Annotated in this window: 14 protein-coding genes; 6 read left to right on the top strand and 8 right to left on the bottom strand. The window is 61.4% G+C overall.

Annotated elements, in window-relative coordinates; genetic code table 11:
* Positions 1-19 precede the first annotated feature (19 nt).
* The gene (locus tag JSO19_RS12980; protein ID WP_270912060.1) at positions 20-625 is read left to right on the top strand and encodes a hypothetical protein; all 606 of its coding nucleotides are present in this window, start codon (positions 20-22) and stop codon (positions 623-625) included.
* Between the two features lie 5 nt (positions 626-630).
* Positions 631-1341 carry a hypothetical protein gene (locus tag JSO19_RS12975; RefSeq protein ID WP_270912059.1) on the top strand — a complete coding sequence of 237 codons (711 nt, stop codon included), beginning with the start codon at positions 631-633 and terminating at the stop codon, positions 1339-1341.
* 31 nt (positions 1342-1372) lie between these two features.
* On the opposite strand, the gene uvrB is transcribed toward JSO19_RS12975, so the two are convergent.
* Genes uvrB through ileS form a run of 5 tightly spaced genes read right to left on the bottom strand, consistent with a single transcriptional unit; the run spans position 1373 to position 9079 of the window.
* Positions 1373-3439 (bottom strand): excinuclease ABC subunit UvrB, encoded by a 2067-nt coding sequence (gene uvrB, locus JSO19_RS12970; protein ID WP_270912058.1) that lies wholly within the window; start codon positions 3437-3439, stop codon positions 1373-1375.
* 54 nt (positions 3440-3493) lie between these two features.
* On the bottom strand, positions 3494-3910 hold the full coding sequence (ndk, locus tag JSO19_RS12965; RefSeq protein WP_442915699.1) for a nucleoside-diphosphate kinase: 417 nt from the start codon (positions 3908-3910) through the stop codon (positions 3494-3496).
* Between the two features lie 32 nt (positions 3911-3942).
* Complete coding sequence (locus tag JSO19_RS12960) at positions 3943-4377, bottom strand: DUF4233 domain-containing protein (protein WP_270912057.1); 435 nt, start codon at positions 4375-4377, stop codon at positions 3943-3945.
* Positions 4374-5723 (bottom strand): bifunctional folylpolyglutamate synthase/dihydrofolate synthase, encoded by a 1350-nt coding sequence (locus JSO19_RS12955; RefSeq protein WP_270912056.1) that lies wholly within the window; start codon positions 5721-5723, stop codon positions 4374-4376. Before JSO19_RS12955 ends, JSO19_RS12960 begins: the two co-directional genes overlap by 4 nt.
* Positions 5723-9079, bottom strand: coding sequence for an isoleucine--tRNA ligase (gene ileS / locus JSO19_RS12950; protein WP_270912055.1), 3357 nt, complete (start codon positions 9077-9079; stop codon positions 5723-5725). Before ileS ends, JSO19_RS12955 begins: the two co-directional genes overlap by 1 nt.
* A 590-nt stretch (positions 9080-9669) precedes the next feature.
* Here ileS and mgtE point away from each other — a divergent pair.
* The 4 genes from mgtE to JSO19_RS12930 all read left to right on the top strand — a co-directional run bounded on the left by mgtE (position 9670) and on the right by JSO19_RS12930 (position 14618).
* Positions 9670-11031: a magnesium transporter gene (gene mgtE, locus JSO19_RS12945; RefSeq protein ID WP_270912054.1), complete on the top strand. Its 1362-nt coding sequence runs from the start codon at positions 9670-9672 to the stop codon at positions 11029-11031.
* A gap of 137 nt (positions 11032-11168) precedes the next feature.
* Complete coding sequence (gene valS, locus JSO19_RS12940) at positions 11169-13754, top strand: valine--tRNA ligase (RefSeq protein WP_270912053.1); 2586 nt, start codon at positions 11169-11171, stop codon at positions 13752-13754.
* Positions 13755-13757: 3 nt separating this feature from the next.
* A complete protein-coding gene (locus tag JSO19_RS12935) occupies positions 13758-14024 on the top strand; it encodes a Fe-S oxidoreductase (protein ID WP_270912052.1) in 267 nt (88 codons plus the stop codon).
* On the top strand, positions 14025-14618 hold the full coding sequence (locus JSO19_RS12930) for a hypothetical protein (protein WP_270912051.1): 594 nt from the start codon (positions 14025-14027) through the stop codon (positions 14616-14618). It begins immediately after the preceding gene.
* Between the two features lie 45 nt (positions 14619-14663).
* Here the strand turns inward: JSO19_RS12930 and clpX are convergent, their stop codons facing one another.
* From clpX to JSO19_RS12915, 3 genes are all read right to left on the bottom strand, one after another.
* On the bottom strand, positions 14664-15947 hold the full coding sequence (gene clpX, locus JSO19_RS12925) for an ATP-dependent Clp protease ATP-binding subunit ClpX (protein ID WP_270912050.1): 1284 nt from the start codon (positions 15945-15947) through the stop codon (positions 14664-14666).
* Between the two features lie 115 nt (positions 15948-16062).
* A complete protein-coding gene (locus JSO19_RS12920; protein ID WP_217132304.1) occupies positions 16063-16689 on the bottom strand; it encodes an ATP-dependent Clp protease proteolytic subunit in 627 nt (208 codons plus the stop codon).
* A gap of 24 nt (positions 16690-16713) precedes the next feature.
* Positions 16714-17301: an ATP-dependent Clp protease proteolytic subunit gene (locus JSO19_RS12915; RefSeq protein WP_254259301.1), complete on the bottom strand. Its 588-nt coding sequence runs from the start codon at positions 17299-17301 to the stop codon at positions 16714-16716.
* Position 17302 lies beyond the last annotated feature (1 nt).

The raw sequence follows: 17302 nt of genomic DNA, 5'->3' as shown, positions 1-17302 counted from the left end.
GAAGCGTAAGGAGAAGCTCATGTCAGCCCAGGCACACGAAACAGCGCCGGTACGTGATCGCGTTCTCGCCCTGGTCACGAGCTTTGACCCAAGGCAGCTTGCAACCGCTGAAGAGCTCCTTGAGCGCCTCGCCGAGACCACATCGCCGAGCACACACAACCTTACGGTTGCTGAGGTCTCAGCCCTCGAACGGTTCGGCGTCACAACAACCATGGCCGAACAGCAGAGTCACCTAAACACGACAACGCAGTCCCTCCTTGCAGAACGTCGAGTCGACACCATCTCACTCAGCGCAACCGAAGTTGCTTCCCTGCTCCACGTGAGCACCGCACGGGTACGACAACGTGCCGCCGACCACACGCTCCTCGCGAGGCGCCACAGTGACGGCTGGCACTTCCCCGCTTTCCAATTTTTTGACGGCGACGAACTACCCGGCTGGAGCACGGTTGCCAAAGAGATTCCACCGGCCACCCCGCTCACCCTCGTAGAGCGCGCGCTCACTTGGCCTTCCTCCCTCCTCACCATCGATAGCGTCGAGCACTCGGTCGCCTCGTGGCTCCAAGCTGGAGGGAGCCACGAGACAGCGGCTCAGATCATGCAGGGCGAACTCAGCAGGGCCCTCTAACGACGATGAGTGAAGAGGCTCCGACTCCGAACCCGGCACAGTTCCCCGACCTTCCGAGCGATCACTCCTGGTGCAGCACGATTGCCGCAGGCACCATGTTTGCTCGGGTCTTTCACACCGCGGGTCCGTACCCCAGCGATTGGAACGCATACCGCTCATACGGGCCCGTCGACTCTCGCTTCGATCCGCACCCAAACCCACCGCAAGAGCACGCTGGGTACGGGGTCATGTACACGGTGCCAGAGCTCAGCGCCCAGCTGACAAGGCAAGGGAACACGGCGGGCGAGACGACCGAAGGTGATGCGGCGATGTCGACGCTTGCGACGTGTCTCATCGAGTGCTTTCAGCGCAAACGAGTCATCACGAGAGAACTCAACACCCCCGCGCTCGCATTTTTCAGTGTGACCCGAGAGCTCACGCTGCTGAACCTCAGCGACAGCGACTGGCTCACCGTTGCCGGTGGCAATGCGGCGGTCATGTCTGGCTCGCGTGAGCGATCCAGGGAGTGGTCACGCGCGATAGCCCGCCGCTACCCCGACATCGACGGGGTGCTCTCGGCTTCGTCGCTCATGCCACACACGAGAATCAGCGCCCTCTGGCAACGCAGTCAAGACGCCCTACCGGCGCACCCGGATGCGCTGCTCACGCTCGATCGGCCAGAACTCACCGGCATCATCGAGGCGACCGCGGCCCGCTACGGCTACTCGGTGCTCTAGCCTCCAAACGAACGGCCACCGCCGCCCACGCCTAAGCGTGGCCAGCCGAAGCCATTCCACGAAGCTCGCGCTTCAGCTCGCCGATCTCGTCACGCAGACGCGCGGCAAGCTCAAACTTCAGCTCTTCGGCGGCAGCCAGCATCTGATCAGTGAGTTCAACGATCAACTGCTCGAGTTCTGTGCCGCCAGAATCGGCACCCGAACGCTTCGCAGCCGCCCCCGAACCGGCACGCTTCTTACCCGCGGCCGACGACTCGACGAGTTCGGTAGTATCGGCAGCCTCACGGTTGAGCATCTCGGTAATGTCAGCGATCTTCTTGCGAAGCGGCTGCGGGTCGATACCGTGTTCGGTGTTGTAGGCCACCTGAATCTCACGACGACGTTGCGTCTCGTCAATGGCCTCCTGCATCGACCGAGTAATGCGGTCTGCATACATGTGCACCTCGCCCGACACGTTACGCGCGGCACGACCAATCGTCTGAATGAGTGAGGTCGACGAGCGCAAGAAGCCCTCTTTGTCGGCGTCGAGAATCGCGACAAGCGACACCTCGGGAAGGTCAAGGCCCTCACGCAGCAGGTTGATACCGACGAGCACGTCGTACACGCCGGCGCGAAGCTCGGTCAGCAGCTCAACGCGTCGCAGTGTGTCGACGTCAGAATGCAGGTAGCGCACCCGCACCCCAGATTCTTCGAGGAACGCCGTGAGCTGCTCGGCCATCTTCTTCGTGAGCGTCGTAACGAGCACGCGCTCATCTTTCTCGGCGCGAATCTTGATCTGCTCGAGCAGGTCATCAATTTGTCCCTGAGTTGGCTTGACGACAATCTCTGGGTCAACGAGGCCCGTGGGGCGAATGATCTGCTCAACCACACCGTCGGCGAGCTCCATCTCGTACTTGCCGGGGGTCGCCGAGAGGTAGACCGTCTGACCGACACGGTCTTTAAATTCGTTGAAGGTGAGCGGGCGGTTATCGAGCGCAGACGGCAGCCTGAAGCCGTGGTCGACGAGCGTACGCTTTCGCGACGAGTCGCCCTCGTACATCGCACCAATTTGCGGCACGGTGACGTGTGACTCATCGATCACGACGAGAAAGTCGTCAGGAAAGTAGTCAAGGAGGCAGTGCGGGGCCTCGCCCTGCTGACGTCCATCAATGTGCCTCGAGTAGTTCTCGATGCCAGAGCAAAAACCGATCTGCTCCATCATCTCGAGGTCAAACGTTGTGCGCATCTTGAGGCGCTGCTCTTCAACGAGCTTGTTCTGGGCGTGCAACTCGTTGAGCCGCACGTCAAGCTCGTCGGTAATGTCACCCATGGCCCGCTGCATGACATCGTGGCTTGCGACGTAGTGCGAGCCCGGAAAGACCGAAACCGTCTCGACCTCTTTGATCGTCTCGCCCGTGATCGGGTGCAGGTAGTAGAGCGCGTCAATCTCATCGCCGAAGAACTCGATGCGAATCGCGAGCTCCTCGTACATCGGGATGATCTCGACCGTGTCGCCGCGAACCCGAAAGTTACCGCGCACGAACTCGATGTCGTTGCGCTGATACTGCATGTCAACGAAGCGGCGCAGGATAGCGTCGCGATCAACCTGATCGCCCACCGCGAGTGGCACCATCGCCTCGTAGTACTCTTCAGGCTTACCCAGGCCGTAAATGCACGAGACCGTACTCACCACGACGACGTCGCGGCGGCTGAGCAGCGCGTTCGTCGTCGAGTGGCGCAGGCGCTCGACCTCGTCGTTAATCGACGAATCCTTTTCAATGAAGGTGTCGGTTTGCGGCACGTAGGCCTCTGGCTGGTAGTAGTCGTAGTACGAGACGAAGTACTCAACCGAGTTGTTCGGCAAGAGCTGCCGAAACTCGGTCGCAAGCTGTGCGGCGAGGGTCTTGTTGTGGGCGAGCACGAGCGTGGGCCGTTGCACCTCTTCAATGAGCCAGGCGGTCGTTGCCGACTTACCGGTACCCGTGGCGCCGAGGAGCACGATATCGGTCTCGCCCGCGTTGATGCGGGAGGCCAGCTCGGCGATGGCCTGAGGCTGGTCACCATTCGGCTCATACTCGCTAATAACCTCAAAGGGGCGCACGCTTCGGGTAGTTTCCATACCCTTAGCGTACGCCCCTAAGCTCAAGATAAGCTTCGAACGGGTGTTCGAATATTATGCAAACCAGAGTGCGAGCTCACGCTCTGCACTCAGCGTGCTGTCGCTACCGTGAACGAGGTTCTGCTGAACACTCGTTCCCCAGTCGCGACCGAGGTCGCCGCGGATCGTCCCGGGAGCAGCGCTCGTCGGCTCGGTCGAGCCAGCGAGTGAACGGAATCCTTCGATGACCCGCTCGCCGCTCGCGCGAATGGCAACGACGGGGCCCGACGACATGAACTCTACGAGCGGCTCATAGAAGGGCTTGCCCTCGTGCTCTTCGTAGTGGGCAGCGAGCAGCGCACGCGAGGCGTGCACCATGCGCAGGTCAGCGATTTCGTACCCCTTTGCCTCGACCCGGCGCAAGATTTCGCCGACGAGGTTACGCTTGACGCCATCTGGTTTGACGAGGATGAGTGTTTCTTCAACAGCCACAATAATTCCCTTTGGTTGTGATAAACGGTTACTTACAGTCTAGCTTCGCGCATGCGGTCAATTTGAGCGCCTTTCCACATGCAGTAGAGCCACAGGCCAGTGAAGATGAGGCCAACGAACAGAATCGGCACGAGAAAAAAGGCGCCAACGAAATAGAGGCCGTGCACGATCCACCCGAGAATGATGCCAACGTTGCCCATTCGCATCAGCCCGAGGGCAACGATGATGAGCAGGCAGGCGACGCCACCGATCACGAGCCCAACCCAGGCTGGGTCGAAGACGCCGAGCCCGAAGAGCGTGAGCCCGATAAGAAACACGACGAACAGCTCGAAGCCGAGCGCGATCGACGCGAGTGACTTTTGGGTCGAGGTTTTCTTCGTTCCGCTCGCGCGAAGCGCAAGGTTGTGGGCGCGCTGCTCGCTTGGTGAGAGTACGAGATCGTCGTCTTGCCCAGGATTGTGCGTCATACTTCAGCTCCCCAATCTGCCTGGCGGGCGAGCGAGATGGCCTCGCCCGCAAGAAATACTGAACCTGCGATGAGCACGCCGCGGCCGTCGGCCTCTTCGGCCCAGCCACGAGCCTCTTCAACGGCTTCTTCAAGCTCGTCGAAGAGCTGGAGGTTGACGTCTGGTCGAACCTCGAGGGCAAGCCTCGCGAGCTCTTCGGGGTCACGGGACCGTTCTGAGTGGATCCCTACCACGTACACGTTTGGCGTGAGCGGCAGCAGCGCCTCAAGAATGCCCCGCGCATCTTTGTCGGCGAACGTGCCGACGATGAGCATGAGATCTGAGAAGCTGAACGATTCGCTCATCGCGGTCGCAAGCGTCTTCGCGCCGTGCGGGTTGTGCGCCGCATCGACGAGCACGAGTGGCTGTACGCCAATCGGCTGCAGCCTTCCGGGCGAAGTGAGGCTGCCGAGGCCCTGCTCGAGCGCATCCTCTGGGAGGGGGCGCTCGGTCCCGAGAAACGCCTCGACGGCGGCAACCGCGAGCGTCACGTTTTCGGCCTGATGCGGCCCGTAGAGCGGAATAAACAGCCCCTCGTACTCGGTTCCAGCGATACCCGTGATCTCGACGATGCGCCCTCCCACGCCGCTCACGTCTGCGCGCAGCGAGAAATCCCGCTCGGCGACAAGCATGCGCGATCCGACCGCCTCGGCTCGAGCCTCGAGCTCAGCGAGCGCCGAGGGCTCCTGCGCCGCGGTCACGAGCGTCTTGCCCTCTTTCACGATGAAGGCCTTCGTGCGAGCGATCTCAGCAACGGTATCGCCGAGAATGTGCACATGGTCGAGGCCGATCGGCGTGATGACCGAGACCTCAGCGTCGGTAATGTTCGTCGCGTCCCACTCGCCACCAATGCCGATCTCGACAACGGCAACCTCGACGGGCGCGTCGGCGAAAGCGGTGTATGCGAGCGCGGCAAGCGCCTCGAAGTACGTAATCGGCAGCTCGCCCTTCGCAGCGAGTTCGGTATCGACGATCTCGAGGGCAGGCTGCATCTCTTCCCACGCGGCGACGAGTGCCGCCTCGCTGATCTGCTCACCCTCAAGCTGAATACGCTCGGTGAAATCAACGAGGTGCGGGCTCGTGAAGAGCCCCGTTTTCAGCCCGTAGGCCCTGAGCAGCGACTCGATGACCCTAGCCGTCGTCGTCTTCCCGTTCGTGCCGCCCACGTGTATGACCGGAAACAGGTTTTGCGGCTGGCCGAGCAGGTCGGTGAGCCTGCGAACCGGGTCAAGCCTGGGTCGCGGCTGCGCCTCGCCAGTTCGCGAGAGCAGCTCTGCGTACACCTCTGCGGTGCTCGATGCGCCCACTAGTCCTCCTTCGCGGCACGTGCCGCGGTTGCGTTGATCGTGATGATGAGGGGTTCCTTCGCCGCGCCGAGCGCACTCGCGCGTGAGGCAACCCCTGCGGCACTGGTTTCTGGGTCGTTCTCAAGAGCCGCGGCCTCGAGTGATTCGACGGCGAGCCGGGTTGAGAGGGTCTCGCTCGCGATGAGCTCGGCGTGGGCGGTAAGCGCGTCGGCGTTCTCGGGCGAGGCACCGAGCGTCAGCTCAATGCGGTCGCTCACGTCGAGGCCGGCGTTCTTGCGGGCCTCTTGCACGCCGCGAATCGCGTCACGAGCGACGCCCTCGGCCTCGAGTTCGGGGGTCGTCACGGTGCTGAGCAGCACGAAGCCGCCGCCCGCGATGAGACCGACTGCCTGTCCTTCGGTCGCGGCATCACTCACGGTGAGCGTGAGATCGTACTCGCCAGGTTCCAGCGCAAACCCGCCCGCCGTCACGACGCCGTTCTCTTCAGACCAGTCACCGGTCTTCGCGCCCTTGATGGCAAACTGCACGTCTTTGCCAAGCCTCGGGCCGGCCGCGCGGGCGTTCACCGAGAGTGAATGCACAATGCCGTGCTCGGCCGCGCTGTTCTCGTCCTGGGCCACGAGCGAGACGTGCTTCACGTTGAGCTCGTCGCGCAGAATCGCGCTAAACGGAGCGATCGCGTCTGGGCGGCTCGTGACGACCGTGAGGTCGGCGAGAGGCAGGCGTACACGAAGGCGCTCGGCCTTGCGCAGCGCGAGTGACTGCGAGGTGATTTGACGCACCTCGTCCATCGCCGCGACGAGCTCGTCGTCGACGGGGAACGCGCTCGCGTCAGGCCAATCGGTGAGGTGTACCGAGCGGCCGCCGGTGAGCCCGCGCCAGATTTCCTCGGTCACGAGTGGCGCCATGGGAGCGGCCACCCGGGTGAGCGTTTCAAGCACCGTGAACAGCGTGTTGAATGCCTGAGCGTTTTCAGGCTTGCCGTTCGCCCCGTTGACCCCTTCCCAGAAGCGGTCGCGAGAACGACGCACGAACCAGTTCGTGAGCAGCTCGGCGTAGTCACGCAGCGCCTCGGCTGCGGTGGTCGTGTCGAGGTCGCCAAGGTGCTGCTCAACGTCGCGCACAAGCTGTCCCGTTTTCGCGAGAATGTAGCGATCAAGCGGATCGGTCGAGTCGGTGCTCCAGCTCGCCTCGAAGCCGTCGGCGTTCGCGTAGAGGCTGAAGAAGTACCAGGTGTTCCAGAGCGGCAGGATGAACTGACGAACGCCCTCACGAATGCCCTCTTCGGTGACGATGAGGTTGCCGCCGCGCACGACGGGTGATGCCATGAGGAACCAGCGCATCGCGTCTGAGCCGTCACGGTCAAACACCTCATTGACGTCGGGGTAGTTTTGCAGCGACTTCGACATCTTGTTGCCGTCTGAGCCGAGCACGATGCCGTGGCTGATGACGTTCTTGAACGCTGGGCGGTCGAAGAGCGCGGTTGCGAGCACGTGCTGCACGTAGAACCAGCCGCGCGTTTGCCCGATGTACTCGACGATGAAGTCGGCGGGTTGCTGCTCTTCGAACCACTCCTGGTTCTCGAACGGGTAGTGGGCCTGGGCAAACGGCATCGAGCCCGAGTCGAACCACACGTCAAACACGTCTTCGATGCGGCGCATCGTCGATTTGCCGGTCGGATCGTCTGGGTTCGGCCGCGTGAGATCGTCGACGTACGGGCGGTGCAGGTCGACCTCGCCGGCCTCGTTGCGCGATACGCGCCCGAAGTCACGCTCGATCTCTTCGATCGAGCCGTAGACGTCGACACGCGGGTACTCGGGGTCGTCGCTCTTCCATACTGGGATCGGGCTGCCCCAGTAGCGGTTGCGGCTCACTGACCAGTCACGCGCGCCCTCGAGCCACTTGCCAAACTGCCCGTGCTTCACGTTCGCGGGCACCCAATTGATGTCCTCGTTGACCTCGAGCAGGCGATCCTTGATCTTCGTGACGCTCACGAACCAGCTCGAGACGGCCTTGTAGATGAGTGGGTTGCGGCAGCGCCAGCAGTGCGGGTACGAGTGCTCGTAGCTCTGCTCACGCAAGAGGCGACCCGATTCGCGCAAGAGGCGGATCAGCGGCCGGTTCGCCTCAAACCAGAGTTCGCCTGCCACGTCACCCACGGCCTTGATAAAGCGGCCGCCCTCGTCGAGGCTCACGATCGTCGGCATGCCGGCGGCATTGGTGATGCGCATATCGTCTTCACCATACGCGGGCGACTGATGAACGACGCCGGTGCCGTCAGAGGCCCCAACGTAATCGTCGACGAGTACGCGCCAGTAGTTCTCGGTGCCCCACACCTCGGCGTCGGCAAAGTAATCGAACACGGGCTCGTACTGCACGTCGGCAAGCTCTGCGCCCTTCAGCGTGCGTTCGATGGCCTCGGTCGCCGCTTCCCCGCTCTCGTAGCCGAGATCTTTCGCGTGGTTCGTGACGAGCTCGCGGGCGAGCAGGTATCGGGCCTCGCCCGATGATCCGCCATCGCTCGCGCCAAGCGGGCCGGCCGCGACGACAGCATATTCGATGTCGGGGCCAACCGCGAGGGCCGCGTTCGTTGGCAGCGTCCAGGGGGTCGTCGTCCAAGCAAGCGCGCGAACGCCCTCTATGCCGAGCTCAGCGGCCTTCGCACCCGTGAATGGGAAAGCAACCGTGACCGACGGGTCCTGACGCATCTGGTACACGTCATCGTCCATGCGAAGCTCGTGGTTCGAGAGCGGAGTCTCGTCGCGCCAGCAGTACGGCAGCACGCGGTGCCCCTCGTACGCAAGGCCCTTGTCATAGAGCTGCTTGAACGCCCAGAGCACACTCTCCATGAACTCGACGTTGAGCGTTCGGTAGTCGTTCTCGAAGTCGACCCAACGGGCCTGACGCGTGACGTACTCTTCCCACTCGCGGGTGTACATGAGCACCGATTCGCGGGCCTTCGCGTTGAACGTCGCGATGCCCATCTCTTCGATCTCGCTCTTCTCGGTGATGCCGAGTTGCTTCATGACCTCAAGCTCTGCCGGCAAGCCGTGGGTGTCCCAGCCGAAGCGGCGCTCAACCTTCTTGCCCATCATGGTCTGGAAGCGCGGAAAAACGTCTTTGGCGTAGCCGGTCAGCAAGTGGCCGTAGTGCGGCAGGCCGTTCGCAAAGGGAGGGCCATCGTTGAAGACCCACTGATCGCACCCCTCGCGCTGGCGAATCGACTCACGAAAGGTGTCGTCTTCGGCCCAAAACTTGAGCACCTGCGTCTCAATCTCGGGAAAACGCGGCGACGGGGTTACTCCAAATGATGCGCCTGCTGCGGCGCTACTGTGTGACTGCTTGGGGTACGACATGGGGTCCTTCGGCTTCCGGGCAATACATTCTTTGCCGGGACGAGGATCGCTGTGGGAGCGTTCCCCGCGGTACCACCCGCTTTACGTATCAGGAGCACTGACGCGTCACTTCATTCGGCGATAACGGGCCGTGACCGTTCGGTTCTACTGGGCGCACGTTGCCGCGCGCCGTTCTTCCAAAAACTCCCCGGTGATTGCCGGTTCAAAGTCGTTGCATATTAGCGTAGCGCAAGACGGCTGCCGATATGCTCTGTATCGCTGAACTCGGAGCGTGAAGCGTTCACTCACAAGCCACCATTGGCCACAGCTTCACCTGCTAGAGTTGACGATATGGCGCACGTATGGGTGCAGCCAGCGCATGCCGCGCTCCACTCCCTACCGAAGTGAGGTGAGAAGTCCCGATGTCTTCAGACAGTTCTAGTCCGAGGCCGGAGATCCGCCTCCATGGTTTTACCCGGTAATCGAAGCGCGACGCGCTTCATGGTTCGGGCTTTCGATCTCCGGCGCTTTGCGGGCCCTCTTGTGGCCCAACGATTCATCGTTCCTTGGCGGTGCATGTGCACCGTGCCCAACACCAAAGTGAGATCGCTATGACCCCAGAAGTAGCAGACGTCAACATCAACGAGATCGTTGATACCGTGGTTCAACAGGTGACCGACCGCGACCTTGTCGCCGTGTCGCACACCCTGACGCCACTCTCAGTCGACGAAATCGTGCTCGTGCTCGAGCGCTTGAGTGAGCAGCACCGTGCTGTTCTCTACCGTCTGCTCCAAAAAGATCGAGCCCTCGCCGTCTTCGAACTGCTCGACCCCGCGCTGCAGGGTGATCTCTTGCACGGTTTGCAAGACTCAGAGGTTGCTGAGATCTTCACTGGGCTCGACCCTGACGACCGGGTCTGGCTGCTCGACGAGCTGCCGTCAAAGGTTGCCCCGCGGCTCCTGAAGGGGTTGTCGTCTGAAGAGCGCCAGGTGACCTCGGCGCTCATGGGCTACCCACTCGGCTCGATCGGGCGACGCATGAGCCCCGAGCTTATCTCGACCAAAGAGAGCTACACCGTCGAGACGACGATGGAGCGCGTGAAGCGAGACCTCAACGATGCCGAAACCATCTACCTCATTCCGGTCATCGACGAGAGCCGCCACGTCGTTGGCGTGGTGAGCCTCAGGCAAGTGCTCGGCGCCGAGCCTGGAACGCTCATTGGCACGCTCATGCAAGACCCCTACACCGCGGTCGTGACCGAGAAGGCCGAGGTTGTCGCACGCCGCATGGCCGACCTCACGGTGAACGCGATGCCGATCGTCGACCGCGAGCGTCGTCTCGTCGGTATCTTCACGATTGACGACGCGGTGCGCATTCTTGAGCTCGAAGATTCAGAAGATGCGGCTCGACAGGGTGGTGTTGAGCCGCTGCGCCGCCCCTACCTCTCGACGCCGATCTCAACCCTCGTCAACTCGCGCATCGTCTGGCTGCTCGTACTGGCCATTGGCGCGACGCTGACGGTGCAGGTGCTCTCGGTGTTCGAAGACACCCTCGCCGAGGTGACCGTGCTCGCGCTCTTCGTGCCACTACTCATCGGCACCGGTGGCAACACCGGTAACCAGGCAGCGACGACCGTGACCCGTGCGCTCGCGCTCGACGATGTGCGAACCGAAGACATCTTGAAGGTCATCGGCCGCGAAGTTCGAGTCGGCTTCTTGCTGGGCTGCATGCTGGGGCTTATCGGGTTCACCATCACCGGCTTCATCTATGACTTTAAGATCGGCGCCGTCATCGGCCTCACCCTCATCGCGGTGTGTACCGTGGCAGCGACGATCGGTGGCGCGATGCCGATCGCGGCAAAGGCCATCAAGGTTGACCCAGCGGTCTTCTCGAACCCGTTCATCACGACGTTCGTCGATGCGACCGGCCTCGTGCTCTACTTCTTGATCGCACGAGCGATTCTGCAAATCTAACCACCATTCCCGCCCTTCTCACGCAAGCATCGCGGGCAGCGGCCACGCCGCTCAGACCCGCTAGAATGATGCAGTGAGCCACGATGTGCCACCGTGTTTTCACGGTGGCACACCCATTACTACGATCCAGGAGCGTCATGACTGCCATTCCCGACAAGCCAAAGCTTGAAGGTCTCGAAGAGAAGTGGGGTGAAACCTGGGAAGCGCAGGGCACCTACGCCTTCAACCGAGAGGGCGCCACTCGTGAGTGCGTGTACAGCATCGACACTCCCCCGCCAACCGCTTCAGGTTCACTGCACGTCGGCCACGTCTTTAGCTACACGCACACCGATGTCGTAGCTCGCTTCCAACGAATGAATGGCAAGCGCGTCTTCTACCCCATGGGGTGGGACGACAATGGACTGCCAACCGAGCGTCGCGTGCAAAACTACTATGGCGTTCGCTGCGATCCTTCGCTCCCCTACGTCGACAATTTCGTGCCCCCACACCAGGGCACCGACGGCAAGAACATCAAGCCTGCAGACCAGCAGCCCGTGTCGCGCCGCAACTTCATTGAGCTCTGCGAGCAGCTGACCCTCGAAGACGAGAAGCTCTTCGAAGACCTCTGGCGCACCCTGGGCCTCTCGGTCGATTGGAAGCAGAGCTACCGCACAATCGGCCCCGAGTCGCTCCGTGCTTCGCAGCTCGCCTTCATTCGCAACATCGAGCGAGGCGAGGCGTACCAGGCTCAGGCTCCGACGCTCTGGGACATCACGTTCCGCACCGCTGTTGCCCAGGCCGAGCTTGAAGACCGCGATCAGCCAAGCGCTTATCACGCCCTCGCGTTCCACCCAACCGATGGCAGCGACGACATCGTCATCGACACGACACGGCCAGAGCTCCTAGCCGCCTGTGTCGCACTCGTGGCTCACCCCGATGACGAGCGCTACAAAGACCGTTTCGGTACGACCGTGCGCACGCCGCTCTTCGACGTCGAGGTTCCCATCGTTGCCCACCACCTGGCTCAGCAAGACAAGGGCACGGGTATCGCGATGGTGTGTACCTTCGGCGACGTGACCGACGTGGTGTGGTGGCGCGAGCTCCACCTGCCAAACCGTGCAATTCTCGGTTTCGACGGCCGCGTTCTCTCAGAAGCCCCCGAGGCGATCACGAGCGAGGCAGGCCGCGAGCACTACGAGAGCATCGCCGGCAAGACTGTGTTCAGCGCAAAGAAGATCATCGTAGAGGCGCTTCAAGCCTCGGGTGAGCTCATCGGCGAGATTCGCAACATCACCCACCCCGTGAAGTTCTTTGAGAAGGGCGACAAGCCGCTCGAGATCGTCTCGACGAGGCAGTGGTACATCAAGAATGGCGCCCATGATGAGGCACTCCGCGAGCGTCTCCTTGCTCACGGCAAGGCACTCTCGTGGCACCCTGACTTCATGCGGGTTCGCTATGAGAACTGGGTTGAGGGCCTCTCGGGTGACTGGCTGATTTCTCGCCAGCGCTTCTTCGGCGTGCCCATTCCCGTGTGGTACCCGCTCAACGACGCCGGCGAGCCAAACTTTGACGCGCCGATTCTGCCGACCGAGGCTCAGCTTCCGGTTGACCCATCGAGTGATGTGCCCTCGGGCTACACCGAACAGCAGCGCGGAGAAGCAGGCGGCTTCATCGGCGAGGTCGACGTCATGGACACGTGGGCGACCTCATCAATCACTCCGCAGCTCGCTGGCGGCTGGGAGCGCGATGCCGAGCTCTTCGACCTCGTGTACCCCTACGATCTTCGCCCCCAGGGCCAGGACATTATTCGTACCTGGCTCTTCTCAACGCTTCTGCGCTCAGAGCTCGAGGCATCGACCCTGCCCTGGAAGAACGCGGGCATCTCAGGGTGGATCCTCGACCCCGACCGCAAAAAGATGTCGAAATCGAAGGGTAACGTCGTCACCCCAGCAAGCATGCTCGACCAGCATGGTTCTGACGCCGTACGCTACTGGGCAGCCTCAGCGAAGCTCGGTACCGACGCCTCATTCGATCCGCAGAACCCGACGCAAATCAAGATCGGCCGACGCCTTGCGATCAAGGTGCTGAACGCGTCGAAGTTCACGCTCGGATTCGAGGCTACGCCGGGTGCAACGGTCACTGAGCTGCTCGATCAGAGCATGCTGAAGACCCTCGCGGGAGTCGTCCGTGACGCGACCGCCGCGTTCGAGTCGTACGATCACGCCCGCGCGCTCGAGATCACCGAGTCGAGCTTCTGGACCTTCTGCGACGACTATCTTGAGCTCGTGAAAGACCGCGCCCATGGCGAGGTCGGCCAGGCCCAGGCCTCGGCCGTCGCCGCCCTGCGCGTTGCGCTCTCGGTATACGCCAGGCTCTTTGCTCCGTTCATTCCGTTCGCAACCGAAGAGGTATGGTCGTGGTTCAACGAGGGCTCGGTGCACCAGGCTGCTTGGCCGGTCGCCGAAGAACTCACCGAGCACTCGGGCGAGGCAACGTCAGCCACACTTGACGCCGTAAGCCAGGCGCTCATCGGCATTCGTGGCGCTAAGTCAACGGCCAAGGTCTCACAGAAGACGGTTGCGACGCGCGTTGAGGTTGGCGGCCCGCAGCCGTTGCTCGAGCAGCTTCGTGCAGCCGAGGGTGACCTCACCTCGGTGGGTCACATCGAAGAGCTTGTGTACACCGCGACCGAAGCAGCTCACATCGAGATTCTCGCTGTTGATCTGCAGCTCGAGGATCGATAGTTCATGCGCATTGGAGTCCGTTGGGGTGCAGGCACTCGCCCGCACCCCACGGTCCCGGCCGAGTTGCATGACGCCATCGCAACGCTCGACGCCGATGGATTTCAGGGCAGCTGGACGCTGACCTGGCTCGAGGGGCTTCCCGTCTGCACTCGCTCTGACGATGCGGTCATTACGCTCGATAGAACCGGCTCAGTCGTGACCGGTACTATGGGGAGCACCGTCAGTGATGCTGTTGACGATGATGACGACGATGATTGGCTGAGTGAGTAAATGACTCCTGCGAAGAAGATCCTGATCGGAGCCGCCGTATCGGCTCTCGTCGTAGCGCTGAGTGGCTGTGCCGGGAGTGATGTCGCGCCCGGTTCCCTCTTGAAACCGGGTCAGATCGGCAATCTCTCTTCCGCCGCCACGGGTGCCGATAGTGTCCCGCCTCGTCCTGGCTCAAAGATTCCTGGCGAGCAAGAAGACGGCGGCGCCGCACTCGGAGTTGATGATCCCAGTACGCTCACCGATATCGAGGGGCGCAAGCCCACTCCCGTTGAGAAGAGCACGACGCTACCGTCAAGCCTGCCGCTCGACGTGTTCCCGTTCTCTCAGGAGGGCGTTGATGATGCGGGTGAACGATCGGCCACCTCATGGTTTATCGTTGTCAAAGCCTCTGACAAGGACGCCGCAAGTTCGCTCTTGAAGCAGTTTGCGAGCGACGGCGGCTTTACGCAGGTCAGCGAAGAGACCTCTGGCGATGAAATCGCACAAACGCTGACGAGCGACCGCGGGCTCTGTGAAGTGCTGGCGTTTACTGATGGCGAGGCTACTGATGCCGCCATGCTCGTGAACTTTGAGTGCTCGCTGAACGCTGGCTAGCGATAGACCGGGCATGCCACTGCTGGTGGTGCAGTTCAGCCGAGCCTAGGCCGACTGTTCTTCTGCGGCTGCGGCCGGGCGCGTGCCAAGCATGCGTGGTGGCGCCTCACCGCGAATGAGCTCAGCGGTAATGATCACTTTCGAGACCGCTTCGTTGCTTGGGATATCGAACATGATGGGCTGCAGCACCGATTCGAGGATTGCCCTCAGACCACGCGCGCCTGTTTTACGCTCGGTTGCGAGCTTCGCAATCTCGGTGATCGCACCAGGCTCGAATTCGAGGTCGACCTCGTCGAGTTCAAACATGCGCTGGTACTGCTTCACTAGCGCGTTCTTCGGCTCGGTGAGCACCCGCTCAAGCGACTCAATATCGAGTTGCTTGACGGTGGCGATGACTGGGAGCCTGCCGATGAACTCTGGGATGAGCCCAAACTTGTGGAGGTCTTCGGGAAGCGCACGTGAGAAGAGATCATCTTGATCTTGTTTGGTGCTGAGCGGTGAGCCAAAGCCTACCCCGCCCTTACCCGTTCGGGCAGCAATAATTTCTTCAAGGCCGGCAAAGGCGCCGGCAACGATGAAGAGAATGTTTGTGGTGTCGAGATGGATCATCTCGGTGTTGGGGTGTTTGCGCCCACCCTGGGGCGGAATTGAGGCTTCGGTGCCCTCGAGAATTTTCAGGAGCGCCTGCTGCACGCCCTCGCCTGAAACATCGCGGGTGATCGAGGGGTTCTCGGACTTGCGGGCAATCTTATCGATCTCGTCGATGTAGATAATGCCGGTCTCGGCACGCTTCACGTCGTAGTCAGCAGCCTGCACGAGCTTGAGCAGAATGTTCTCGACGTCTTCGCCGACGTAGCCGGCCTCGGTGAGGGCGGTCGCATCGGCAACAGCAAAGGGAACATTCAGCTGACGCGCGAGCGATTGAGCAAGGTAGGTCTTGCCGCAACCGGTGGGCCCCATGAGCAGAATGTTCGACTTTTGAATCTCAACGTCTTCTGACGCGGCCTCAGCCGGCGACAGGCGCTGGAGTGCCTTCACTCGCTTGTAATGGTTGTAGACCGCGACGGCCAAAGACTGCTTCGCGTCTTTCTGAGCGATGACGTACTCGTCGAGGAAGGCAGCAATTTCTTTGGGCTTTGAAAGCGAGAACGCCTCTTCTTCGACGGCCTCGGCTTCCTGGGTACGCTCTTCAATGATTTCGTTGCAGAGGTTCACGCACTCGTCGCAAATATAGATTTGCGGGCCGGCGATGAGCTGGGCGACCTGCTTCTGCGATTTGCCGCAGAAGGAACACTTGAGTAAATCGCCAGTTTCACCGATCTTCGCCATGAATGTTCCTTCCGATTGGTCGTGAAGTTTCGTACTGCTTCGAGCCTAGTATGTACCACTGACAAAGATGATCGACGCGCCGCGGGGCTACCGTGGCGCGTCGATCATTCGTTGCTTAGAGCGGGTTCTTGCGGCTTGTGAGCACCTGGTCTACGAGACCGTACTCGAGTGCCTCCTGGGCGCCGAGAATCTTGTCTCGGTCGATATCGCGGTGCACCTCTTCAATCGACTTGTTCGTGTGCTTCGAGAGCGTCTCTTCGAGCCACTCACGCATGCGCAGAATCTCTTTCGCCTGAATCTCGATATCAGAGGCCTGACCCTGCCCACCCTGGCCCGATGAAGGCTGGTGAATCAGGATGCGTGCGTTCGGAAGCGCGAGACGTTTGCCCGGGGTTCCGCCAGCGAGCAGAACCGCTGCGGCCGAGGCTGCCTGGCCGAGGCAGACGGTCTGGATATGCGGCTTAATGTACTGCATCGTGTCATAGATAGCGGTCATCGCGGTGAATGATCCGCCGGGTGAGTTGATGTACATCGTAATGTCGCGCTCGGTGTCCTGGCTCTCGAGCACGAGCAGCTGGGCCATAACATCGTCGGCTGAGGCATCATCGACCTGCACACCGAGGAAGATGATGCGGTCTTCGAAGAGCTTGGTGTACGGGTTGGTGTTCTTGAAGCCGTACGCTGTGCGCTCTTCGAATGAGGGAAGAATGTACCGTGATTCGGGCATTTGCAGTTGTGACATGTCTGGTTCTCCGTTATTCAGTGCTTACGCGTGCGTTCCGCCGCCGCCAACGACCTCGCTCGCCGACTCACGAATGAAGTCGACAAAGCCGTACTCAAGTGCTTCTTCAGCGGTGAACCAACGGTCACGATCGCCATCTTCGTTGACCTGCTCGACCGTTTTACCGGTCTGAGCCGCGGTAATCGCCGCGAGACGGTTCTTCATCGAGACGATGAGCGCAGCCTGGGTCTGAATGTCGCTCGCGGTGCCGCCAAAGCCACCGTGGGGCTGGTGCAAGAGTACGCGAGCGTTCGGGGTGATGTAGCGCTTGCCCTTGGTGCCTGCGGTGAGCAAGAACTGCCCCATCGATGCCGCCATGCCGATACCAACGGTCACGATGTCATTGGGCACGAACTGCATCGTGTCATAGATGGCCATGCCAGCGGTGATTGATCCACCAGGCGAGTTGATGTACAGGTAAATATCTGCCTCTGGATCTTCTGCCGCGAGCAGAAGCATCTTCGCACAAATCTCATTGGCGTTCTCGTCTCGCACCTCAGAGCCGAGCCAGATAATCCGGTCCTTCAGGAGGCGATCAAAAACACTGTCGGGGCGCATTGCCGTTTCAACCATG

The sequence above is a fragment of the Leucobacter sp. UCMA 4100 genome (assembly GCF_027853335.1).
GTDB lineage: Bacteria > Actinomycetota > Actinomycetes > Actinomycetales > Microbacteriaceae > Leucobacter_A.
The sequence above is the reverse complement of the archived record's forward strand: the minus strand, read 5'-3'. Positions and strand labels throughout refer to the sequence as shown.